This window comes from Tersicoccus mangrovi (assembly GCF_036881825.1).
Lineage (GTDB): Bacteria > Actinomycetota > Actinomycetes > Actinomycetales > Micrococcaceae > Tersicoccus > Tersicoccus mangrovi.
This window is the reverse complement of the sequence record NZ_JBAJMW010000005.1, coordinates 288,434-310,937: the sequence shown is the minus strand read 5'-3', so window position 1 is coordinate 310,937 and position 22,504 is coordinate 288,434. Positions and strand designations below refer to the sequence as shown.

The following is a 22,504-nucleotide window of genomic DNA, read 5'->3' as shown; positions in this document are numbered from 1 at the left end:
TCCGGGCGGGCGGCTGCGGCGGTCCCGTCCGGGCGGCCGGAGCACGGCGCACCCGGTCAAACGGCAGCTGGCGGGGTGGCTGTTCACCGCGCCGTACGTCGTGTTCCTGCTGGCCGTGTTCGCCTATCCGCTCGGCTACGCGGTGTACATCTCGTTCCACAAGTTCTTCTTCACCGCGCCGGGCGTCTCGGTGCCCAAGCCCTTCGTGGGGCTGCAGAACTACGTCACGGCGCTGAGCGACCCGGCGGTCATCCGGTCCTTCGCGAACATCGGGGTGTTCCTCGTCATCAACGTGCCGCTGACCGTGGTGCTGTCCCTCGTGCTCGCCAACGCGCTGAACCGGGTCGTGCGGATGCGCACGTTCTTCCGGGTCAGCTTCTACGTCCCGTACGTGACCGCGTCCGTCGCCGTCGTCGGCGTCTGGCTGTTCCTGTTCCAGCAGGACGGCCTCGTCAACCGGCTGCTCGGGCCGCTCGCGCCGGACCCGAGCTGGCTGGTCAACTCCTGGCTGGCGATGCCGACGGTGGCCCTGTATGTGACGTGGAAGCAGCTGGGCTTCTTCATCCTGCTCTACCTGGCCGCGCTGCAGAACATCCCGGGGGAGCTGTACGAGTCGGCGGCGGTCGACGGGGCGTCCCGGTGGCGGCAGTTCTGGCACGTGACGGTGCCCGGGGTGCGGCCGGCGACGTTCCTCGTGACCCTGCTGGCGACGATCGCCGGGGCCAACCTCTTCACCGAGCCGTACCTGCTCACGGGCGGCGGCGGGCCGGACGGGGCGTCGTCGTCGCCGGTGTTCATCATCTACCAGAAGGGCATCCTGCAGCAGCGGCCCGACGTGGCGGCCGCGCTCGGCGTCGTCCTCGTCCTCGGCGTGCTCGTGCTCGCCCTGATCCAGCGCCGGTTCCTCGGCCGCGAGGAGGAGTCATGAGCATCCAGCAGCAGCCCCTGGCCGCACCCGTCCCACCGACCGGCGACGGCGCCACCGGGCCCGGGCCCACCGGTCAGGACACCGCGGCACGACGGCGGTCCGGGGCCGGCGGCCTGCGGCCCGGCAGCGTCGTGCTGCTGGCCATCGGCGCCGTCATCTTCCTCTTCCCCTTCTACTACATGGTGGTCGGCTCGCTGCAGCGCGACCCGGACACCTCCCCGGGCGGCGCGTTCCCCGAGCCGGGCAACCTGACGGGGGAGAACTACGGCGCGATCAACGGGTCCATCGACCTGCTGCGCGGCGTCGTCAACTCGGGCATCTTCACGGGCGGGGTGATCCTGTGCACCGTGATCTTCGGGGTCCTGGCCGGGTACGCGCTCGCCCTCATCCGGTTCCGGGGCCGCGGCGTCGTGTTCGGGATGATGCTGCTCGTCCAGATGATCCCGTTCCAGCTGCTGCTCATCCCGCTGTACGTGATGATCGTGCGGGACTACCGGCTCGGCGACACCTACATCGGCATGATCGCGCCCTTCGCCATCAACTCGACCGCGGTGTTCATCTTCCGGCAGTACTTCCTCCAGTTGCCCTCCTCCCTGTTCGAGGCGGCGCGGATGGACGGGGCCGGGGAGCTGCGGATCCTGTGGACCATCGCCCTGCCGATGGTCCGGCCCGCCCTCGTCACGGCCGTCCTCGTCACGTTCATCGGCCCGTGGAACGAGTTCCTCTGGCCGTTCCTCGTCACGAAGGACGCCTCGATGCAGCCGCTCGCGGTGTCCCTGGCGAACTACATCTCCAACATCTCCTCCGCCACCGCCAATCCGTTCGGGGCGATCCTCGCCGGCGCCTGCGTGCTCGCCGCACCCGCCATCGCCCTGTTCGTCGCCTTCCAGCGCTACTTCGTCTCGACCGACGTCGGGTCGAGCGTGAAGGGATGAGGCCATGACCACGACCGATCCCGCCGGCCGGGCCGTGAGCACGGCCGTGCCCTGGACGCTGGTCCGCTGCGGCACCGTCATGGTGCCCGACCCGGGCGACCCGATGGAGGCCGAGGGCGTGCTCAACCCCGCGAGCGGGCGCGACCCGGACGGCCGGCTGTTCCTGCTGCCCCGGCTGGTCGCGGCGGGGAACGTGTCCCGGGTGGGGCTGGCGGAGGTCGAGACGACCGACGGGGTGCCCACCGGGGTGCGACGCGAGGGCGTCGTGCTCGCGCCCGACGCCGGGTTCGAGCGCGGGCTGGCCAACGCCGGGACGGAGGACCCTCGCGTCACCTGGATCCCCGCGCTCGGCCGCCATGTGATGACCTACGTCGCGTACGGGCCGCTCGGGCCGCGGCTCGCGCTCGCGATCTCGAGGGACCTGCGGCACTGGGAGCGGCTCGGCCCGCTGCTGCTGGACTACCAGCCGGACCTGGACACGGACCTGAACCTCTTCCCCAACAAGGACGCCGTGTTCTTCCCCGAGCCGGTGCCCGCGCCCGACGGTGTGCCCTCCTTCGCGCTGCTGCACCGGCCGATGTGGGACCTCGGCTGGATCCGGGACGGCGAGGGGGAGCACCTGCCCGCCGGCGTCACCGATCCCCGGCCGGGCATCTGGATCTCCTACGTGCCCGTCGACGAGGTGCAGCAGGACCTGCGCCACCTCGTCCGGCTCGGCCAGCACCGCCTGGTCGCGATGAGCGAGTACGCGTGGGAGAGCCTGAAGATCGGGGCCGGTCCCGCGCCCATCCGCACGCCCGAGGGGTGGCTGCTGCTGCACCACGGGGTGTCCGGGCACATCGACGGCTCCGCGTTCACCCCGCAGCAGGGGGTGCGGTACGCCGCCGGGGCGATGATCCTCGACGCGGACGACCCGTCCCGGGTGCTCGCCCGGACCACCGAGCCGCTGCTGACCCCCGACACCGACGACGAGCGGTCCGGCACCGTGCCGAACGTCGTCTTCCCGACCGCGATCGAGCAGATCGACGGCACGCTCTACGTGTTCTACGGCATGGCCGACGCCCGCATCGGCGTCGCCCGACTCGACCGCACGGCGCCCGCGCCCACGGTCTGACGGCCCGCTCAGGGTCCCCTGCTCGGCCTCGACCTCGAGAGGTTCTCGCGATGAATCGTGCCCCAACCCGTGTCCTGTCCCGTCCGTCCACTCGCCACCGGCCCTCCACTCGTCACCGGCTGATGCGCCTGCTCGTGCCGCTCGTCTGCCTGTTCCTGCTCCTGCCCACGGGGACGGCCACCGCCGCACCCGCCACGTCCTCCGCGCCGCTCATCCCCGGTGCCGTCCTGCCGACGACGGCACCGCTGACCAACCTCGCCCACCTGGACTTCCTCCTCGCGGGCGTCCCGCTGCGTCCGGTCGCCGGCCACACCACCTGGCGGATCGCGCAGCAGCCGACCGGGCAGGCCCCGTGGACCTACGCGAATCGGAAGGACGACGGCAGCTTCGAGCGCGTCGGCGGCGGCACGATCGTCCCCGTCACCGGGTACTGGAGCCAGGGCGCCTTCAACGCCGACGACATCTCCCGCTCCGCCGTCGTGTACGTGCGGGACTGGCAACAGAACCACCGGGCGTCCAGTCGCGAGCGGGCGCTCCAGCTGCTGCGCACCCTCACCTACCTGCAGACCAGCTCGGGCCCGAACGCGGGCAACGTCGTGCTGTGGCAGCAGGCCGACGGGACGCTGACCCCGAGCGCGGAACCGGTCGAGCTGCCCGACCCCTCGGACTCCGCGGAGTCCTACTGGCTGGCGCGCACCGTGTGGGCCCTCGGTGAGGGGTACGCCGCGTTCGCGTCGTCCGACCCGGCGTTCGCGTCCTTCCTGCGCGACCGGCTCCACCTGGCGCTCGGGGCGCTGGAGCGGCAGTCGCTCGCCCGGTACGGCACGTGGAACGTGTCCGACGGGGAGCGGGTGCCGGCATGGCTGATCACCGGCGGGGCCGACGCGACGGCCGAGGCCGTGCTCGGCCTGAGCGCCTACGCGGCCGCGGCCCCCGCGGACACCCGCGCGGCCCGCGACCTCGCCCGATACAGCGAGGGCATCGCGGCGATGGCCGAGGGCGGGCTCGGGCGGTGGCCGTTCGGCGCCATCCTGCCCAGCGTCACCACCCGCAGCCTCTGGCACGCCTGGGGCGGCATGGCCCCGGCGGCGCTCGCCCGCGCGTCGACGATCCTGCACCGGGGCGACCTGCTCGCGACGGCCGTGGCCGACGGCGCCGACTTCACCGCCCAGCTGCTCGCCGCAGGCGGCGCCGACAACGCGTGGAGCCCCCTGCCCGCGGAGGCGCAGATCGCCTACGGGGTGGACTCCCGGATCGAGTCGCTGCTGGACACCGCGGACCGGACCCGGGCGGCGGGGCTGGACGTGCTGGCCGCCGCCTACGGCGCCTGGTACTTCGGCGCCAACAAGGCGGGCGTGCCCGTGTACGACCGGGCGACGGGCGTCTGCGTCGACGGCATCGAGACCGACGGCCGGCTCAACCGCAACTGCGGCGCCGAGTCCGTCATCCACACGCAGCTGTCGATGCTCGCCCTCGACGCCCACCCGGCGGTCAAGGCGCTCGCCGTGTCCCTGGGCGGGCCCCACAGCACCGACGGGCTGAGGGTCGTCGAGGCCGAGTCCGGCACGCTGACCGGCACCGCGACGGTCGTCGTCCCGCCGTCGCAGTGGACCGGGGAGGCGAACTGGTCCGGCGACGCGTGGGTCCGGCTCGTCACCGGCGGATCGGTGAGCATCCCCGTCGGAGCGGCGGCCGGCACCGGCGGGGAGCGTCGCGTGTACGCGGTCACCGAACGACGGGAGGGCCCCGCCGGTGCGCTGACGCTGCGCACGGGCGACCGGCTGCTCGGGACCGTCGCGAACGGGGGAGCGGGTGCCCAGGGCGTCAGCGCCGTCCCGGGCATCCTCGCCCCGTGGGCGGTGCCCACGACCCTGCGCGCCACCGACACGACAGTGACGGCGACGTCCACCGGCGAGGCCCGGCTCGACGCCCTGCTGCTGCAACCGCTCGTGTCGACGGTGACCCTCAGCGGTCCGGCCGGCACCCTGCGGCTCTTCATCAGCGCGGCGTCGATGGCGCGGACGGTCGTCGTGCCGGGGACCGGCCGGACGGTGGCCGCCCGCTTCGACGACCACGGGCGATTCGTGGGTGCCGGGTTCCCAGCCGGCTCACGCACCGTCACGGTCCCGGCCGGCGGCATGACGGCGGTCTGGTCGCCCACCCGCTGACATCCGGCCCCACCGACCGACGCACCGCCGACTTCCCCCTGTCGGCGGTGCGTCGCTGTGTCCGCGTCCGGCCGTTCCCGGCCGGCGAGTTCTGTCGGTGGTGGGCGGGATGCTGAGGACAGACCCCGGGGACGGGGCACGAACCAGACCAGGAACCAGACACGAATCAGAGCAGGAATCAGATCAGGGCGGGAAACACGGTGGGGGCCGGAGGAGGTGAGTTCCGATGCGCGCCTCGATGGTGGGTGGAGGGCTGCTGCTGTCCGCGTTCGGTCCGCTGGCGGCGATCGTGCTGCTGGCCGGATCGCCGTTGCCGGTCGCGTCCTGGAACGTCGCCGGTGCGGTGCTGATGCTCGCCGTCACCGGCCTGGCGGGCCTCGTGGTGCGCGCCGCACGCGGCAGTCAGGCCGTTCCCCTGCGCTGTGCGGAGGTGCGGCAGCGGGACAGCGACCTGCTCAGCCTGCTCGGCGCGCAGATGGTGCCGGTCGTGCTCGCCGTGTTCGCAGGGTCCGATCCCGCCCGACAGCTCGCGATGGTGCTGTACCTGCTCATCTTCGCCGTCGTGTACGTGCGCGGCCGGCTCTACTACCTCAACCCCGTGCTCGCCCTGGTGGGCTTCCGCATCTGGGAGCTGGAACTGGAGAACGGCGCCGCCGTGCGGATGCTCAGCCGAGCCGAGTTCCTGCCGCAGCACGGGGTGGTGCGGGCTCACCGGCTCGCACCGGGGGTCTTCATCGCCGCGCGTCGGGACCGTCCCGTCCGCTCGACCGTCACCCAGGAGGACCGACCGTGACCAGCCTTCCGACCACGTCGCCCACCACCCGTACCGGTGCCGGCGTCCCCGTGCCCGGCGGCGCCACCGACGCCGTCGTACCCGTCGGTGCCGCCACCGACGTTGCCGCCGACGCCATCGGCGACGGGCAGCCGGTGGCGCTCGCGGGCGCGCGGGCAGGGCTGGAAGCCCTGTTCGTGGATCCGACCCTGAGCACCGCCCTGGTCCGGAACAGCCTCACCGATGCCGTGCTGAGCGCCGTCGACTTCACCGCGGGCCTGGCCGCCGAGGTGATCACCGACGTCCAGGCGCACCTGCTCGGTCTGCTCGAGAAGGAACTGGTGCCCTACGACCCGTCCTACCGCCCGGGCAGCCACGAGGTTCTCGTCGACGAGCTCGCCAACGTCCCCGCCCTGGCGCGGCTGCACGAGCGGCTGTTCACCGACGACCTGCCGCTCGACCGCGGCGAGGCCGCCGAACCGGTCGTCGCGATGGCGCACGTGCTCACCGGGGCGGACGGTGACCGGGTCGCGGTGTACCGGCTCAAGGGAGAGGGCATCGCGACGCGGCGGGTGCGCGGTGTGCGGGCGCTCCTGCCGCGCGACGGGTACTGGGAGCCGGTGCCCACCGAACAGCTGCTCTACTACTCGCCGCGCTTCGACGCGGCGGTGATCGGCGAGCACGTCCTGTTCACCGCCGTGACGACGCTGGCGCAGCAGCTGCAGGCGCCGGACCGGGCCCGGGAGATGGCCCGCACCACCTTCGCGACGGCCACCGCCACGGTCGCGATCGACGGGGGCGAGCAGCTCGGCGAGGCCGTCGCCACCGAACCGGCGATGATCGCGAAGATGGCGCAGCTCGCGCGGCTGCTCGCGGCCGATCCCGAGTACGCGGGAGCGCTGACCACCCCGAACCTCGTCTCCTTCGTCGACCGGAATCCCCAGTTCGGGGTGGGCACCGCGGGGGAGGGGGAGGATCGGCGGCTGGTCTACGAGTCGGGCCCGCAGACCCGGTTCCTCATCGTCAAGCTGCTGGCCGACGACCTGCTCCGTTCGGACCTGACGGACCGCCGCTACGAGGCGGGGACGAAGCACCGGGTGGCGGACTGAGACGCTGACGAGCAGGGAGACCGCGGGACGGGCCGCGGTCAGGGCGCCCGTCAGGCAATCGTGAGGGCACTCCACAGGGCACTCGACAGGGCACTCGACAGCGCAGACGACAGGGCAGACGCCGGAGCGCCGTCGCACTACGCTGAACCCGTGGGGTGCCTGTCGTGGGCGTCCCACCGCGGCAGTGGCGCCCGGCAGACGGCCGGCGTGCCGGAGAAGGGAGCGAGCCATGAGCGAGACCCAGAATGCTGGCCAGAACCGGTCCGACGCGGGCGGGTCGGCCCCGCGCGACCCGGATCCGTCGAACATCCCCGGTCACGAGGACGGCGTCGGCATCGGCGCGACGTCGGAGGCGAACACCCACGAGCCGGAGGACGACCGCGAGGCCGCCGAGGCCGCGGCCCAGGAGACCGGCCGCGAAGCGGACCGGGCCCGGCGCACCGACGACGGGCCCGACGCGCTCGACGACTGACCGGGCGGCCCCTCCGGACCGTCCGCACCCGTCTGCGGCGCCTGGATGCAGGGCTCTGTCGCGGGGGTGCCGTCAGCCTCGGCGCAGGCGGAGGGCGGAGCGGCCCGTCGGGCGCACCTCGTGATGGGCCACGATGGCGTCCTCGTAGTGGCCGATCAACTGATCGGACAGCACCGGCCAGGTGCGACCCTGCACCGAGGCGTGGGCGGCGCGGGCGAATGCGGCCCGCTTCGCGTCGTCGCCCACGAGGTCGAGCACGCGGTCCCGCAGCCCGTCCAGGTCGCCGGGGCGGTAGAGCCACCCGGTCCGGGACGAGTCGACCAGGTCCAGCGGGCCCCCGCGACCCGTCGCGACGACCGGCACACCGGAGGCCATCGCCTCCTGGATGGTCTGGCAGAACGTCTCGGACTCCCCGGGGTGGACGAAGACGTCGAGTGAGGCGACGATCCGGCCGAGGTCGGCACCCGAGCGGAACCCCGCGAACCAGGCGTGGGGGAGCCGCGCCTGCAGGGCCTCCTTCAACGGCCCGGAGCCGACGACGACGAGCCGCACCCCGGGGGCGTCGGCGAGCACCGCGAGGTCCTCCACCTGCTTCTCCGCGGCCAGCCGCCCGACGTAGCCCACGAGCTTCTCGCCGTTCGGGGCGAGTTCCGCGCGCAGCGCGTCGTCCCGCCGGTGGGGGCTGAACCCGGTCGTGTCCACGCCGCGCCGCCACAGCTGCAGGCGGGGGACGCCGTGCTCGACGAGCTGGTCGTGCGCGAACGAGGAGGGCACGAGTGTCACGGTGGAGGCCCGGTGAATGTCCTGCACCCGCTGCCACAGCCGCGGCTCCAGCCAGGGCACCCCGTACCGCGCGGCGTACGCCGGCACCTCCGTCTGGTAGACGGCGGCGGTCGGGATGCCGAGCTGGTTGGCCGCCTGCACGGCGCGCCAGCCGAGGACGAACGGGGAGGCCAGGTGCACGACGTCGGGCGCGAAGTCGGCCAGCAGTCGCCGCACCCGTCCCACCGTGCCGGCCGCGACCCGCACGTTCGGATACCCCGCGAGAGCGAACGACGGCAGCCGGTGCACGGGGAAGCCGTGCACCTCGGTGGGGCCCTCGTCCTCCATCACCACCGACGAGAGCGGTGCGGGCAGGAACCCGGCCAGCTGGTCAGGGATGTAGGGAGCCACGGTCGCTCCCGACGGCGCCACGACGAGCACGTCGTCGCCGCGCCGGGCGAGATGCTCGAGCACGTGGAGGAGGGAATTGGTGACGCCGTTCATGTGGGGCAGGAAGGATTCGGCCACGATCGCGATGCGCACGGACTCAGCGTCACCGGCCGAGGCGACGGGCCGGGCAGGTGTCGGCAACGCCGGCGTGAACGTCCCGTGAACCCGGATCGATGGCGCCGCCGCGTCGCACGGGGCGCCGGAACGTGGGCGTCGGCGCCGCGTTTCGGCGGGTCGGCGGCGTTGCCTGCCGGTCCGCGGCGCCGCCCGGTGGGACCATGATCTCGATGAAGATGACACTCGGTCCGCGCGGCCACCGCCACCTCCCGATGCCCCTGTGGCTGCAGGGCGCCATCGTGTTCCTCCAGGTCGCCCTGGTCACCGCCGTGCTCGTGCTCGTGCCGGTGTTCGGCGCCTGGCTCGCGGGCGGTTTCGCGGACCGGTCCGCGGCCTCCGCCGCCCGGCTCGCCGGCCAGGTGTGGCTGCTGCTGCACGGGACCCCGCTGACGGTCTCCGACGGTGGCCTGCCCGGCGTCTTCTCCCTCATCCCGCTGGGCGGTACCCTCATCCCGCTGCTGCTCGCCTGGCGCGGCGGCCGCCGGCTGGCGCGCGCCTCCTACACGGACCAGCTGTGGCAGGGCGCGGTCGGCGCCCTCGGTGTGTACGCGCTCGCCGGGATGGGCACCGCCTACATCTGCTCGACGCCCGAGGTGTCGGTGCCGACCCCGCTCGGGGCGCTCGTCCCGCTCCTGCCGATCGCGATCGGCCTGGTCGCCGGAGCCCGCCAGGAGGCGGGTTCGTGGACCCGCCTCGTGGGCGTCGACGCGGCCGAGTGGCTGGCACGCCGCAGCCAGCGGTCGCGCTGGGCCGGCTCCTACCTGTGGTCCGTGCTCCGCGCCGGCACGCTGGCCGTCCTGGCCACCGTCGCGGCGTCCGCCGTCCTGCTGACCGTCATGCTCGCGGTGCACTGGGCGGACATCATCACCATCGTCGAGGCCCTGCACCCCGGAGCCGTCGGGGCCGCGGCCCTCACCGTCGGGCAGCTCGCGGTGATGCCGAACCTCGTGCTGTGGACGGCCTCGTACACGTCGGGCGCCGGCTTCGCGCTCGGCACCGGGACGACGGTCAGCCCGTTCGCCACGGACCTCGGCGCGCTGCCCGCGGTGCCCGTCCTCGGCGCCGTCCCGACGTCGACGCCCGTGTTCGCGCTGTTGACCCTGCTCATCCCCGTGGTCGCCGGGATGCTCGCCGGCTGGTGGTTCCTGCGCGAGGCGGAGAATCACTTCGACGACTGGCTCGCCCTGCGGATCCGCGTGCGGTGGCTCTCGGCGACCCTCTCCACCCTCGCCCTCGGGCTGGCCGCCGGCGTCGTCGCCGGCCTGCTCATGGGCGTGAGCGCCTGGCTCTCCGGCGGCGGGATCGGCCTCGGCCGGCTCACCGACCTCGGCCCCCACGTCGCTCTCACGGCCGCCCTGACAGCGGCGGAGGTGGCCATCGGCGTCGTCCTCGGCTACGTCGTCGGCCCCTGGCTCGAGCGCCAGCCGCCGCTGGAGGACCTGCCGTCCCGCGAACCGGTCTCCGCGACCGTCGACGTCGAGGACCTGCAGCCCACCTCCTGACCGCTCGCCGTGCGGCGAGCAGGGAACAGTGCCGGCCGGGGAAGCCTCCGGGCGAACTCCTAGACTGACGGCATGCGTCTGCTCGTCATGGTCTCCGGGTCCGGCACCGGTCTGCAGTCCGTCCTCGACGCGGTGGCCGCCGGCACGCTGCCGCTCGACGTCGTCGCCGTCGGCAGCGACGTGCCAGGCTGTACGGGCCTGGACCGGGCCGCCCGGGCCGGTGTGCCCACCTTCACCGTCGCGCGGGCCGCCTTCGCCGACCGGACCGCCTGGAACGACGCCCTCGAGGCCGCCATCGCCGAGCACGAGCCGGACCTCGTGCTGTTCGCCGGGTTCATGCGCATCGTCGGCCCCGGCGTGGTGCGCCGCTTCCGCATCATCAACACCCACCCCGCGCTGTTGCCGGCGTTCCCGGGCGCCCACGGCGTGCGGGATGCGCTCGCGTACGGGGCGAAGGTCACCGGGGTCACGGTGCACCTCGTCGACGACGGCGTCGATACCGGCCCGATCCTGGCCCAACGGGCCCTCGACATCCGCCCGGGCGAGGGCGAGGAATCCCTGCACGCCCGGCTCAAGGTCGTCGAGCACGGGTTGCTCGTGGAGGTTCTCGCCGACCTGGCGCGCCGGCCCGAAGCCCCGGCCGGCACCGAGACCGCCGAACCCGAGACCGCCCGCTGAGGCGGCGACCGCGAACGGTGACGGGCCGGCCGATCGGACCGCGCCAGTACCGGCACCACCGCTGAGACGGGCCGCACCCGCGCGCCCCCGAAGGAGAACGTCATGAAGATCGTCGCGGCCGACGTCGTCGTCACCAGCCCGACCCGCAACTTCGTCACCCTCAAGGTGACGACGGACGAGGGGGTGACCGGCCTCGGCGACGCGACCCTGAACGGCCGCGAGCTCTCCGTCGCCGCGTACCTGAAGGAGCACGTCGTCCCGCTGCTGCTGGGCCGCGACCCGGCGAACATCGAGGACACCTGGCAATTCCTCTACCGGTCCGGCTACTGGCGGCGCGGGCCGGTGACGATGGCCGCGATCGCCGCCGTCGACATGGCGCTGTGGGACATCAAGGGCAAGGTGGCCGGGATGCCGGTCTACCAGTTGCTCGGCGGCGCCTCCCGGCGCGGCCTGTCCACCTACGGCCATGCCTCCGGCCGGGACCTTCCGGAGCTGTTCGACTCCATCCGGCACGAGAAGGAGCACGGCTTCTCGGCGATCCGCGTGCAGACCTCGGTGCCCGGCATCAAGGCGCTCTACGGCGTGGCCGCGCAGGCGCAGGCCTCGGGAGAGCGCTACGACTACGAGCCGGCCCAGCGCACCGCCCTGCCCGTCGAGGAGGACTGGGACACCCGCGCCTACCTGCGGCACCTGCCCGGCGTGTTCGAGGCGGTGCGCAACGAGTTCGGCCCGGATCTGGCGCTGCTGCACGACGGCCACCACCGGATGACGCCGCTGCAGGCCGCGAGGCTCGGCAAGGACCTGGAGCCCTACGACCTGTTCTGGCTCGAGGACTGCACCCCGGCCGAGAACCAGGAGGCGCTGCGGCTGGTCCGGCAGCACACGACGACGCCGCTCGCCATCGGCGAGGTGTTCAACTCGATCTACGACATCAAGGACCTGATCAGTGAGCAGCTGATCGACTACGTCCGGTGCGCGTCGACCCACTTCGGCGGCATCAGCCCCCTGAAGAAGGTCATGGACTTCGCCGCGGTCTACCAGGTCAAGTCGGGCTTCCACGGCCCGACCGACGTCTCCCCGGTGGGCCTGGCCGCGCAGATGCACGTCGGCATGGCGATCCACAACTTCGGGCTGCAGGAGTACATGGAGCACTCGGAGAGGACGAACGCCGTCTTCGAGCAGTCCCTGACCTTCGTCGACGGGCTGCTGCACCCGGGGGACAACCCGGGCCTCGGCGTCGAGCTGAACGAGGAGGAGGCCGCGAAGTATGAGTACCAGCCGGCCTATCTGCCCTACAACCGGCTCGCCGACGGCACGGTGCACGACTGGTGAGCGGCGCAATCGCCCCGCAGGACACCTCGGCACCGCACGCGCCCCTCGTCGTGGTGATGGGAGTGTCCGGGTCCGGCAAGACGACCATCGGCGCCCTGATCGCCGACGAGCTCGGCGTCCCGTTCGTGGACGGGGACGCGCTGCACCCGATCGAGAACGTCCGCAGGATGGCGGCCGGCACCCCGCTGACCGACGAGGACCGCTGGCCGTGGCTGCGCCGGGTGGGGGAGCACCTGGCCGAGGCGGGGACCTCCGGCCGGGGCCTCGTGGTCGCCTGCTCCGCGCTCAAGCGGGCCTACCGGGACGCCATACTCGCCGAGGCGCCCGACACGGTGTTCGTGCACCTGGCCGGCTCGGTCGAGGTGCTGCAGGCGCGCATGGAGGGCCGCAGCGACCACTTCATGCCGGCCGGCCTGCTCCGCTCCCAGCTGGCGACGCTCGAGCCGCTCGCCACCGACGAGCCCGGGTTCGTGCTCGACATCGCCCAGCCGGTCGACGACCTGGTCCGGCAGGCCCTCGACGGCCTGCGCACCCGCGCCTGAGACGACGACGGCCCCGGGAATCATGCGATTCCCGGGGCCGTCGTCGTGGAGCGGACGTTCAGTGCTCCAGCGTCGCCAGCTCCCGGCCGCGGGTCTCGGGCGCCCACACCGCCATGATGACGACGGCGACGACCACGAGCGCGCCCGTGACGGCGAACGTCAGCGGCAGGCCGAGGACCGGCCAGAGCAGCGAGCCGAAGATCAGCGGCACCAGGCCCGCGCCGACCCGGGACGCCGTCGACGCCCAGCCGAAGCCGGAGCCGCGCAACTGTGTCGGGTAGAGCTCGGAGACGTAGGTGTACAGCACCGGGATGGCCACCTGGACGACGAAGCCGAAGAAGAGCAGCAGCGCATTCGCCGCCACGGGCGCCCCCGCGTCCAGGAACAGGGCGAACACCACCAGGCTCAGCGCCGCGAGGGGACCGGTGACGGCGAGCAGCCACTTGCGGCCCAGCCGCTCCACCAGCGCCGCGGCGACGAGCGCGCCGACCAGGCCGATCGCCGTCATGCCCGCCGTGCGCAGGAAGGCGCTGGATTCGGGGTAGCCGGCCTTGACCAGGATCGAGGGCATCCAGGTCAGGGCGCCGTAGTAGACGAGCAGGATGGTGACGAACAGGCTCCACGCGGTCAGGGTGACCTTCGCGTCGAACCGCCAGAGCAGCGCGACCTGCTTCGTCAGGGAGCCGATCGCCAGCCTCGGGGCCGCCTCGGGCTCGGGCAGCCGCCACGGTCCCACGGTCGCCCCGGTGCGGGCGATCAGGCCGTCGATGACGCGGGCGGCCTCCTCCCGCCGGCCCTTGCCGACGAGGAACAGGGGCGACTCGGGCACCCCGGTGCGCACCCAGAAGACGAGCAGCGCCGGGACGATCATCACCAGCATCAGCGGCCGCCAGTCGGCGAAGGCCGCGACCAGGGCGGCCGAGACGACGCCGCACAGGGTGGCGCCGATCGGCCACCAGCCGTCCATCGCCGTCAGCACCCGGCCCCGGTGCTTCCGCGGCGTGAACTCGCCGACCAGGGCGTAGTCCACCGGGATGCAGCCGCCGAGGCCGAAGCCGGCGACGAACCGGAAGACGCAGAACCAGAGCAGGTCCGGGGAGAGAGCCCCGAGCAGGGTGAACACGGAGAAGATCAGCAGCGTCAGGGTGAAGGCCACCTTGCGGCCGACGGCGTCGGCGATGCCGCCCCACGCGAACGCGCCCACGGCCATGCCGATCAGGTTGGCGGTGCCGACCCACGCGGCCTCACCCGGGCTCAGGTGCCAGTCGGCGGAGAGCAGGGGGATGAGGAAGCCGTTGAGGGTGACGTCCCAGGCGTCGAACATGAAGCCGAGACCGCCGATGAGGAAGATCTTCCCCTGCACGCCCCAGCGCCAGGGCAGGTCCTGGACCACGGCGTCGCCGGTGGGCAGCGGGGGATTCTGGGTAGGGGTCTGGCTGGTCACGAGGGACCTCTTTCCGGGCGTGAGTCCCGCGACGGGCGGGCGACCTCCGACCGGGATAGCTTGCTGCGTCACCACGGGGCGCCGGAGGTGGACATCACTGTAGCGCAAGGCCGCGTGTCCCGCGCCACCTGCGGTTACGATCCCCTCATGACCGACGACGCGGGGAACGCCGATCGGCCGGCGGGCGAGCCGGCACACCCGTCACAGCACCGATCCCGGCGACGCCTGCCGTGGGCGCGCCTGGCCTCGGCCCTGGTCGGGCTGGCGCTGCTCGTCGGAGGGGTGGTGACGGTGACCATGGCGAACACGGAGGCCGACGCCGCGACCGGCCTTCCGCGGGGGTACGCCGAGTACACGGTGGCCGACGAGCCCGGGACGTTCTACACGGGCTCCTACGAACCCTCGACGGAGGGCGACATCTGGCTGCTGCCGGACCCCGGCGTGATCACCGGCCTGATCCTGGCCGCGGCCGGTGTCGCCGTGCTCGTCTTCGCCCTCGCCTGGTGGGCCGGCGCCCGCCGACGTGACCGGGCGATTCGCGACGGCGGGTCCGGCCGACGGCGATTCGGGGTGGTGCCGGCCGTGATGACGGTGCTGGGACTCGGCTCGGTCGTGGCCGGCCTGATCACGACGGCCACGACGCCGCCCGTGACCTTCGGGTGGTTCGCCTACGCGCCCCTGTCGAACACCATGATGGTCCCGACCCCGGTGCAGCCGACGATGGTGGTCGGCTCGCTCCTGGTCCTGCTCGGGGTGCTGGTCCTGGTCGCCGTGGCCGGCTGGCTGATGGGGCGCTGGCCGGGCGGCCGCCGGCGCTTCACGCCTCACGGCCTGCCCGGCACCGCATTCTGAGGCGTCCCCTCAGCCGTTGACGTGGTCGGCGAACGCGCCGAGGTCGTCGTCGGGCCGGACGATCAGGGCCTCGACGGCGTCGGATCGCGTTACCGCGGCGATCGCCTCCGCCGTGCCGCCGACGAGAGTGCTGTCGAAGTCGATCTCGCTGCCGATGCACCACGCCCGGTCCGAGGGCCACACCAGTGCCGGCATCGGGCCGTCGCCATTCATCCAGCCGATCCCCGCCCGCTCCGGCCACGTCGGGTCCGTCAGTTCCGTGACCGTCGTGCTCAGCAGCACATACTCCCGGTTCGGCAGCTCCAGCAGACCCCGACGACGGTGGACGGCGCTCGCAACAGCCGGGTCGAGCGCCTCCTCGCGCTCACGGCGCCACTGCTCCTCGGCGCGGAGCCGTTCGCGGCGGGAAGCGCTCGCAGGGAAGAAGAGGGCAGCGCCACTGCTTCCCGCGTTCAGCTCGCCCCAGCCGACCCAGACACCGACGGTCAGGTCGTCCGGCGTCGTGGTCGGCAGCAGCCGCACCAGCGCGGCGAGTTGGTCGGGCGGCAGCCGGCCCTCGCGGGTCTGACCCACGTTCCGTCCGTCGGGCAGCGTCGCGAAGCCGTCGGCATTGCCGGTGATCGACTGCCACTGGGCGGTGGCGTGCATCGTCCCGCCGAGCGCCTCGGCCGTCCGGGCCCATGTCCACTGCTCCTCGGCATACCGCGGGGCGTCCCGCAGGTCCTCGGGGCACCCGGACGGCACTGGCATCGCCGCGAGCTCGTCCGGGTCCGTGACCAGCCGGGACACCGGCACCGGGTGGAACACTCGCGCGTAGCGGTCGTAGCCGGCCGGCACCGTGCCGGTCACCGTCGACCCCCAATGAGTCCGCTCGCCGATCCATGCCCCGCGGGCGACGTCGTCCGTCCATTCCATGCGCACAGGCTCCCACGACCGGTGGCCACCGCGTCCCGACCACGACGATGTCGACCAACCGCCACGGTGAGCGGGGCAGATGGGACGCGTGCCTCCGGCGCGTCGGCCTCATCCGCCCCACGCATCACACCGGGTGTGGCGCCCGGTCACCAGCACACGCGGAGGCGGACTCACGGAGGGCTCTGCGGCGTCGTCATCGACGTGCCCCGACCCCGGCTGCCTGCGTAGGCTGAGGGGAAACCCACTCCCGACCGACCGGAGTCCACTCCCGTGAGCCTGCAGCAGCTCGACCGCGTCCCCCTCCACCGCGCCCTCATCTCCGTCTACGACAAGACCGGGCTCACCGAGCTGGCCGTCGGGCTGCACGCCGCGGGCGTCAGCATCGTCTCGACCGGCTCGACGGCGAAGGCCATCGCCGCGGCCGGCGTGCCGGTCACCGAGGTCGCCGACGTCACCGGCTTCCCTGAGACCCTCGACGGCCGGGTCAAGACGCTGCATCCGCGCGTGCACGCCGGCATCCTCGCCGACCGGCGCAAGCCCGAGCACGTCGCCCAGCTGCACGAGCTCGAGGTCGAGCCGTTCGATCTCGTGATCGTCAATCTCTACCCGTTCGTCGACACCGTCGCCTCGGGCGCCGCGGCGGACGAGATCGTCGAGCAGATCGACATCGGCGGCCCCTCGATGGTGCGCGCCGCGGCGAAGAACCACGCGAGCGTCGCCGTCGTCGTCGACCCGTCCGGCTACCCCGAGGTGGTCCACGCCGCCGAGGCCGGCGGCTTCGATCTCGCCGCCCGCCGCCGCCTCGCCGCTCGCGCCTTCGCACACACCGCCAGCTACGACAACGCCGTCGCCACCTGGACCGCCGGGCAGTTCCTCGACGAGGACGAGAACGGGACGGTCAGCTGGCCCGCCTACGCGGGGCTCGCCCTCGAGCGTTCCGAGGTGCTGCGCTACGGGGAGAACCCGCACCAGCAGGCCGCCCTGTACGCGGACAAGGCCGCTCCCGCCGGCATCGCCCAGGCCGACCAGCTGCACGGCAAGGCGATGAGCTACAACAACTTCGTCGACGCCGACGCGGCCCTGCGCGCCGCCTTCGACTTCGACTCACCGGCCGTCGCCATCATCAAGCACGCCAACCCGTGCGGCATCGCCGTCGGCAGCCCCGACGCCGAGGACCCGATCGCCGACGCCCACCGCAAGGCCCACGCCTGCGACCCCGTCTCCGCCTACGGCGGCGTCGTCGCCGCCAACCGGGTCGTCACGGCGGGCATGGCCACCACGCTGAAGGACATCTTCACCGAGGTCGTCATCGCCCCCGGCTTCGAGCCCGGGGCCCTGACGATCCTCACCGCGAAGAAGAACATCCGCCTCCTGGCCCTGCCCGAGGGATTCGGCCGCTACCCGGCCGAGATCCGTCAGGTCTCCGGCGGCGTCCTCGTGCAGGTGACCGACCGGCTCGACGCCGAGGGCGACGACCCCGCCACCTGGACCCTCGTCGCGGGGGAGCCGGCCGACGAGAAGACCCTCGCCGACCTCGCCTTCGCCTGGCGGGCCTGCCGGGCCGCGAAGTCCAACGCGATCCTGCTCGCCCGGGACGGCGCCAGCATCGGCGTCGGCATGGGCCAGGTCAACCGCGTCGACTCGTGCCGGCTGGCCGTCGAGCGGGCCCGCGAGCTCGCCCCCGAGGGGCCCGACGGCACCCGCGTCGACCGGGTGACCGGCTCGGTCGCCGCCTCGGACGCGTTCTTCCCGTTCGCCGACGGCGCCCAGATCCTCTTCGACGCCGGAGTCTCCGCCGTCGTCCAGCCCGGCGGGTCCATCCGCGACGACGAGGTGATCGCCGCCGCGAACGCCGCCGGCGTGACCATGTACGTCACCGGCGCCCGCCACTTCTTCCACTGACCGTCCACCGGCCGGACAGCCGTCCGCGACCTGCCTCGACACCGTTCGGGTAGCATCGAACAGGCTGCCAAGCCACCCATCCACCGCCCATCCACGCGAGGGAGATGCCTCTTCATGTCCACGATCATCTACACCCACACGGACGAGGCGCCGATGCTCGCCACGCACTCGTTCCTGCCGATCATCGAGGCCTTCGCCTCCACGGTGGGGGTGGACGTGGAGACCCGGGACATCTCCCTGTCCGGTCGCATCATCGCCGCCTTCGGCGACCACCTGACCGAGGACCAGCGGACCGCGGACGCGCTCGCCGAGCTCGGTGACCTGGCGAAGACGCCCGAGGCCAACATCATCAAGCTGCCGAACATCAGTGCCTCCGTGCCGCAGCTGAAGGCCGCGATCGCCGAGCTGCACAGCCAGGGCTACGCGGTCCCGGGCTACCCGGACGAGCCGGCGTCGGACGAGGAGCGGGAGATCCGCGCCCGGTACGACAAGATCAAGGGCTCCGCGGTCAACCCCGTGCTGCGCGAGGGCAACTCCGACCGGCGTGCCCCCGCCTCCGTGAAGAACTACGCCCGCAAGAACCCGCACCGCATGGGCGTGTGGAGCTCCGAGTCGAAGACCAACGTCGCGACCATGGGCGAGAACGACTTCCGCTCCAACGAGCAGTCCGTCGTGGTGGACGACGCGGACACCCTTTCCATCGTCTTCGCCGCCGCCGACGGCACCGAGCGCGTGCTCAAGGAGGTGCCCGTCCTCGCCGGTGAGGTCGTCGACGGCACCGTCATGCGGGCCGCCGCGCTGGACGCCTTCCTCGCCGCCCAGGTGCAGCGCGCCAAGGACGAGGGCGTGCTGTTCTCCGTGCACCTGAAGGCCACGATGATGAAGGTCTCCGACCCCATCCTGTTCGGTCACACGGTGCGCGCGTACTTCTCCGAGCTGTTCGAGACCTACGGCCAGGACCTCGCCGCGGCGGGCTTGAGCGCCAACAACGGTCTCGCCTCGATCCTCTCGGGCCTGGACGACCTGCCCGACGACGTCAAGGAGGGCGTCGAGGCGCTCATCCAGAAGGGCCTCGAGGAGGGCCCGAGGCTGGCCATGGTCGACTCGGACCGCGGCATCACCAACCTGCACGTGCCCTCCGACGTCATCGTCGACGCGTCGATGCCGGCCATGATCCGCACCTCCGGCCACATGTGGGGCCCGGACGGCGAGGAGGCGGACACTCTCGCGGTGCTGCCGGACAGCTCCTACTCCGGCGTCTACCAGGCCGTGATCGACGACTGCCGCGCCAACGGGGCCTACGACCCGGTCACCATGGGCACCGTCCCGAACGTCGGCCTGATGGCGCAGGCCGCCGAGGAGTACGGCAGCCACGACAAGACGTTCGAGATCACAGAGCCCGGCACCATGAAGGTCGTCGACTCGGCCGGCACCGCGCTGATCGAGCACGCCGTCGAGCCCGGCGACGTGTGGCGCGCCTGCCAGACCAAGGACGTGCCGATCCAGGACTGGGTCAAGCTCGCCGTCACCCGCGCCCGCGCCTCCGAGACGCCGGCCGTGTTCTGGCTCGACGAGTCCCGCGCGCACGACGCCAACCTGATCGCCAAGGTCGAGCAGTACCTCGCGGACCACGACACCGAGGGCCTGACCCTGGAGATCATGCCCCCGGTCGAGGCCACCACCTACACGGTGCAGCGCATCCGGAAGGGTGAGGACACCATCTCGGTGACCGGCAACGTGCTGCGCGACTACCTGACCGACCTGTTCCCGATCCTCGAGCTCGGCACCAGCGCCAAGATGCTCTCGATCGTCCCGCTGATCAACGGCGGCGGTCTGTTCGAGACCGGTGCCGGCGGGTCCGCCCCGAAGCACGTGCAGCAGCTGGTCAAGGAGAACCACCTGCGCTGGGACAGCCTCGGTGAGTTCCTCGCCCTGGCGGTCAGCTTCGAGCACCTGGCCACGACCACCGGCAACGCGCGGGCGCAGGTCCTCGCGGACACCCTGGACCGGGCCACCGGCACGTTCCTGCTCGAGAACAAGTCCCCGAGTCGCAAGGTCAACGAGATCGACAACCGCGGCAGCCACTTCTACCTCGCCCTGTACTGGGCCCAGGAGCTGGCGCAGCAGGACGCCGACGCCGAGCTGGCCGCCGCGTTCGCCGACGTCGCCGCCGCGCTGAAGGAGAACGAGCAGACCATCGGCGAGGAGCTGCTCGCGGTCCAGGGCAGCCCGGTGGACCTGGGCGGCTACTACCGGCCGGACGAGCAGAAGGCCTTCTCCGTGATGCGGCCCTCCGCGACCCTGAACGGGATCCTCGAGGCGCTCACCACGCGCTGACCGGCCGCGCCCCACGCCTGCGGGCCCCGTCCACCTCGGACGGGGCCCGCTCGCGTCGCGGGGGTGCGAGGTGCCCCGTGTCCGCCCGGACAGCGGCCGACGAGTAGCGTGAGGACGTGACCACCTTCTCCCTCGTGCGGCACGGCCGCACGCCCTGGCAGGACGAGAACCGCTATGCGGGCGTCTCCGACATCGCGCTCACCGACACGGGACGGGCGCAGGCCCGTTCCCTCGCGGCGTGGGCGGCGAGCCGCCCCGCGGAGGAGGCCTTCGCCGGCATCTGGTCCTCGACGCTGCAGCGGGCCGTGGACACCGCCGCGCCCGCCGCCGAGACGCTCGGCCTGACCCTGGCGACGGACGCCCGGCTCGGTGAGGTCGACTTCGGGCAGGGGGAGGGCATGACGCGCGCCGAGATGGACGAGCGGTTCCCCGAGGAGGCCGCGGCGCACTTCTCCCACCCCGGCGTCATCCCTCTGCCCGGCGGGGAGCCGGGCTCGACGGCCATCGCCCGCGGCTCGGACGCCCTGCGCGAGATCGAGGCCGCCTTCCCGGACGGCCACGTGCTCGTCGTCAGCCACGGCACGCTGATCCGGCTGCTGCTGTGCGCGCTGCTGTGGATCGACATCGACCGGTACCGCACCGTGTTCCCCGCGATCGCCAACGGGTCCGTCACGACCGTGCGGATCGAGGGCCACCGCGCCGAACTGCTCGACCTGAACGTGGTGCCTCCGGCCGCTGGATGAGGCCTCGACATCCGGTGTGAGCAAGGCAACACCGGTCGTCCGCCACGCAACATCACGGAAATGTGAGGTTCACCACCGCGGCACCGATTTATGTGTAGTCTCAACCACACATATCGGGGGCAGCCACCGTTCGGACGGGCTGCCGATTCGTCGCGAGAGGCGGAATCACCATGGCGTCGAGGAAGACCTTGACCACTCTGGCTGCGGGGGCAGCCATTGCGCTGGCACTCGCCAGCTGCGCCAACCCTGGGGCCGGAAGCGGGAGCGCTTCGGGCGGATCCAGCGACGCCGGCGGCGGAAGCGGGCGGGTCAACCTGCCCGCCATCAGCTCCATCGACACCCCGAAGGACGCCGTCCTTCCCAAGGGTGACGGCAAGGCGACCTGTGACGCCGGCACGACGCTGGCGTACGTGGGCGCACAGACCGGCCCCAACGCCCAGCTCGGCGTCAACATCTACAACGGTGTGCAGCTGGCCATCAACGAGCACAACGCGGCGAACCCGAACTGCCAGGTGCAGTTCAAGAAGTTCGACACCGAGGGCGACCCCAACAAGGCCACCGGCCCGGTCACCCAGGCCGTGAGCGAGAGCAGCATCGTCGGCGTCGTCGGCCTGCCGTTCTCCGGCGAGTCCAAGGCGACGGGCAACATCTTCGAGCAGAAGGGCCTCGTGCACATCACGCCCGCGGCCACCAACCCGACGCTGACCACCAACGGCTGGAAGACCTTCTTCCGTGGCCTCGGCAACGACGCCGTCCAGGGCCCGGCGGCGGCGTCCTTCCTGACCGGCAAGCTGCAGGCCAAGAAGGTCTACGTCGTCCAGGACGACTCGGACTACGGCATCGGTCTGGGCGAGTCCACCACCAAGGCGCTCGGCAGTGCCGTCGCCGGCACCGACAAGGTGACCACCGGCCAGAAGGACTTCTCGGCCGTGATCTCCAAGATCGTCAACGCGAAGCCGGACGCGGTGTTCTACTCGGGCTACTACGCCGAGGGCGCCCCGTTCCAGCAGCAGCTGGCCGGCAAGGGCTACACCGGCGTGTTCCTCGGGCCGGACGGCCTGAAGGACGACCAGTTCATCAAGCTGGCCGGTGACGCCTCCGACGGCGCCTACTTCACCTGCCCCTGCATCCCCGGCGAGCTGATCCCCAGCTTCTCCGACGGATACAAGAAGGTCAGCAACGGTGCCGCCCCCGGTACCTACTCGATCGAGGGCTACGACGCCGCGACCGTGCTGCTCTCGGGCATCGACGCGGGCAAGACCACCCGCCCGGCGCTGCTGGACTGGGTGAAGTCCTACGACAAGGACGGCCTGTCCAAGCACTACAAGTGGGATGACAAGGGCGAACTCGCCAAGCCGGACGTCTACGGCTACAAGGTCGAGGGCGGCAAGATCGTCCCGGTCGGCAAGATCGGCTGACACCCGTGACCG

The 22,504-nt window shown here is 72.4% G+C and carries 19 protein-coding genes; 16 read left to right on the top strand and 3 right to left on the bottom strand.

The window, feature by feature from the left end:
- The first annotated feature begins 13 nt into the window (after nt 1–13).
- The 7 genes from V6N00_RS11995 (at nt 14) to V6N00_RS11965 (ending at nt 7,498) form a co-directional block, all read left to right on the top strand.
- On the top strand, nt 14–928 hold the full coding sequence (locus V6N00_RS11995; protein WP_334232749.1) for a carbohydrate ABC transporter permease: 915 nt from the start codon (nt 14–16) through the stop codon (nt 926–928).
- Between the two features lie 179 nt (nt 929–1,107).
- On the top strand, nt 1,108–1,863 hold the full coding sequence (locus V6N00_RS11990) for a carbohydrate ABC transporter permease (protein WP_334232748.1): 756 nt from the start codon (nt 1,108–1,110) through the stop codon (nt 1,861–1,863).
- Nucleotides 1,864–1,867: 4 nt separating this feature from the next.
- Complete coding sequence (locus V6N00_RS11985) at nt 1,868–2,977, top strand: glycoside hydrolase family 130 protein (protein ID WP_334232620.1); 1,110 nt, start codon at nt 1,868–1,870, stop codon at nt 2,975–2,977.
- A gap of 122 nt (nt 2,978–3,099) precedes the next feature.
- The gene (locus V6N00_RS11980; protein ID WP_334232618.1) at nt 3,100–5,145 is read left to right on the top strand and encodes a hypothetical protein; all 2,046 of its coding nucleotides are present in this window, start codon (nt 3,100–3,102) and stop codon (nt 5,143–5,145) included.
- Nucleotides 5,146–5,371: 226 nt separating this feature from the next.
- The gene (locus tag V6N00_RS11975) at nt 5,372–5,938 is read left to right on the top strand and encodes a hypothetical protein (RefSeq protein WP_334232617.1); all 567 of its coding nucleotides are present in this window, start codon (nt 5,372–5,374) and stop codon (nt 5,936–5,938) included.
- A complete protein-coding gene (locus V6N00_RS11970) occupies nt 5,935–7,026 on the top strand; it encodes a hypothetical protein (protein ID WP_334232616.1) in 1,092 nt (363 codons plus the stop codon). The genes V6N00_RS11975 and V6N00_RS11970 overlap by 4 nt, the downstream gene beginning before the upstream one ends.
- Nucleotides 7,027–7,255: 229 nt before the next feature.
- Nucleotides 7,256–7,498 carry a hypothetical protein gene (locus V6N00_RS11965; protein ID WP_334232614.1) on the top strand — a complete coding sequence of 81 codons (243 nt, stop codon included), beginning with the start codon at nt 7,256–7,258 and terminating at the stop codon, nt 7,496–7,498.
- A gap of 72 nt (nt 7,499–7,570) precedes the next feature.
- Here the strand turns inward: V6N00_RS11965 and V6N00_RS11960 are convergent, their stop codons facing one another.
- Complete coding sequence (locus tag V6N00_RS11960; protein WP_334232613.1) at nt 7,571–8,803, bottom strand: glycosyltransferase family 4 protein; 1,233 nt, start codon at nt 8,801–8,803, stop codon at nt 7,571–7,573.
- 194 nt (nt 8,804–8,997) lie between these two features.
- On the opposite strand from V6N00_RS11960, the gene V6N00_RS11955 reads away from it, so the two are divergent.
- From V6N00_RS11955 to V6N00_RS11940, 4 genes are all read left to right on the top strand, one after another.
- A complete protein-coding gene (locus V6N00_RS11955; protein WP_334232611.1) occupies nt 8,998–10,329 on the top strand; it encodes a cell division protein PerM in 1,332 nt (443 codons plus the stop codon).
- Between the two features lie 72 nt (nt 10,330–10,401).
- On the top strand, nt 10,402–11,007 hold the full coding sequence (gene purN / locus V6N00_RS11950; protein ID WP_334232609.1) for a phosphoribosylglycinamide formyltransferase: 606 nt from the start codon (nt 10,402–10,404) through the stop codon (nt 11,005–11,007).
- A 102-nt stretch (nt 11,008–11,109) separates the two neighbouring features.
- The gene (gene manD, locus V6N00_RS11945; protein WP_334232606.1) at nt 11,110–12,339 is read left to right on the top strand and encodes a D-mannonate dehydratase ManD; all 1,230 of its coding nucleotides are present in this window, start codon (nt 11,110–11,112) and stop codon (nt 12,337–12,339) included.
- Nucleotides 12,336–12,881, top strand: coding sequence for a gluconokinase (locus tag V6N00_RS11940; protein ID WP_334232604.1), 546 nt, complete (start codon nt 12,336–12,338; stop codon nt 12,879–12,881). Before manD ends, V6N00_RS11940 begins: the two co-directional genes overlap by 4 nt.
- Nucleotides 12,882–12,939: 58 nt before the next feature.
- Here V6N00_RS11940 and V6N00_RS11935 read toward each other — a convergent pair whose 3' ends face one another.
- The gene (locus V6N00_RS11935; protein WP_334232602.1) at nt 12,940–14,325 is read right to left on the bottom strand and encodes an MFS transporter; all 1,386 of its coding nucleotides are present in this window, start codon (nt 14,323–14,325) and stop codon (nt 12,940–12,942) included.
- A 147-nt stretch (nt 14,326–14,472) separates the two neighbouring features.
- Between V6N00_RS11935 and V6N00_RS11930 the strand changes: the two genes are divergently transcribed.
- Nucleotides 14,473–15,177, top strand: coding sequence for a hypothetical protein (locus tag V6N00_RS11930; RefSeq protein ID WP_334232600.1), 705 nt, complete (start codon nt 14,473–14,475; stop codon nt 15,175–15,177).
- A gap of 9 nt (nt 15,178–15,186) precedes the next feature.
- Here V6N00_RS11930 and V6N00_RS11925 read toward each other — a convergent pair whose 3' ends face one another.
- On the bottom strand, nt 15,187–16,092 hold the full coding sequence (locus V6N00_RS11925; protein ID WP_334232598.1) for a hypothetical protein: 906 nt from the start codon (nt 16,090–16,092) through the stop codon (nt 15,187–15,189).
- Nucleotides 16,093–16,362: 270 nt separating this feature from the next.
- Here V6N00_RS11925 and purH point away from each other — a divergent pair, with 270 nt between their 5' ends.
- The 4 genes from purH to V6N00_RS11905 all read left to right on the top strand — a co-directional run bounded on the left by purH (nt 16,363) and on the right by V6N00_RS11905 (nt 22,492).
- Nucleotides 16,363–17,994, top strand: coding sequence for a bifunctional phosphoribosylaminoimidazolecarboxamide formyltransferase/IMP cyclohydrolase (purH, locus tag V6N00_RS11920; protein WP_334232597.1), 1,632 nt, complete (start codon nt 16,363–16,365; stop codon nt 17,992–17,994).
- 114 nt (nt 17,995–18,108) lie between these two features.
- Complete coding sequence (locus V6N00_RS11915) at nt 18,109–20,331, top strand: NADP-dependent isocitrate dehydrogenase (RefSeq protein WP_334232596.1); 2,223 nt, start codon at nt 18,109–18,111, stop codon at nt 20,329–20,331.
- A gap of 116 nt (nt 20,332–20,447) precedes the next feature.
- Nucleotides 20,448–21,074 carry a histidine phosphatase family protein gene (locus V6N00_RS11910; RefSeq protein WP_334232595.1) on the top strand — a complete coding sequence of 209 codons (627 nt, stop codon included), beginning with the start codon at nt 20,448–20,450 and terminating at the stop codon, nt 21,072–21,074.
- A gap of 188 nt (nt 21,075–21,262) precedes the next feature.
- Nucleotides 21,263–22,492: a branched-chain amino acid ABC transporter substrate-binding protein gene (locus tag V6N00_RS11905; protein ID WP_334232593.1), complete on the top strand. Its 1,230-nt coding sequence runs from the start codon at nt 21,263–21,265 to the stop codon at nt 22,490–22,492.
- Nucleotides 22,493–22,504: the final 12 nt, after the last annotated feature.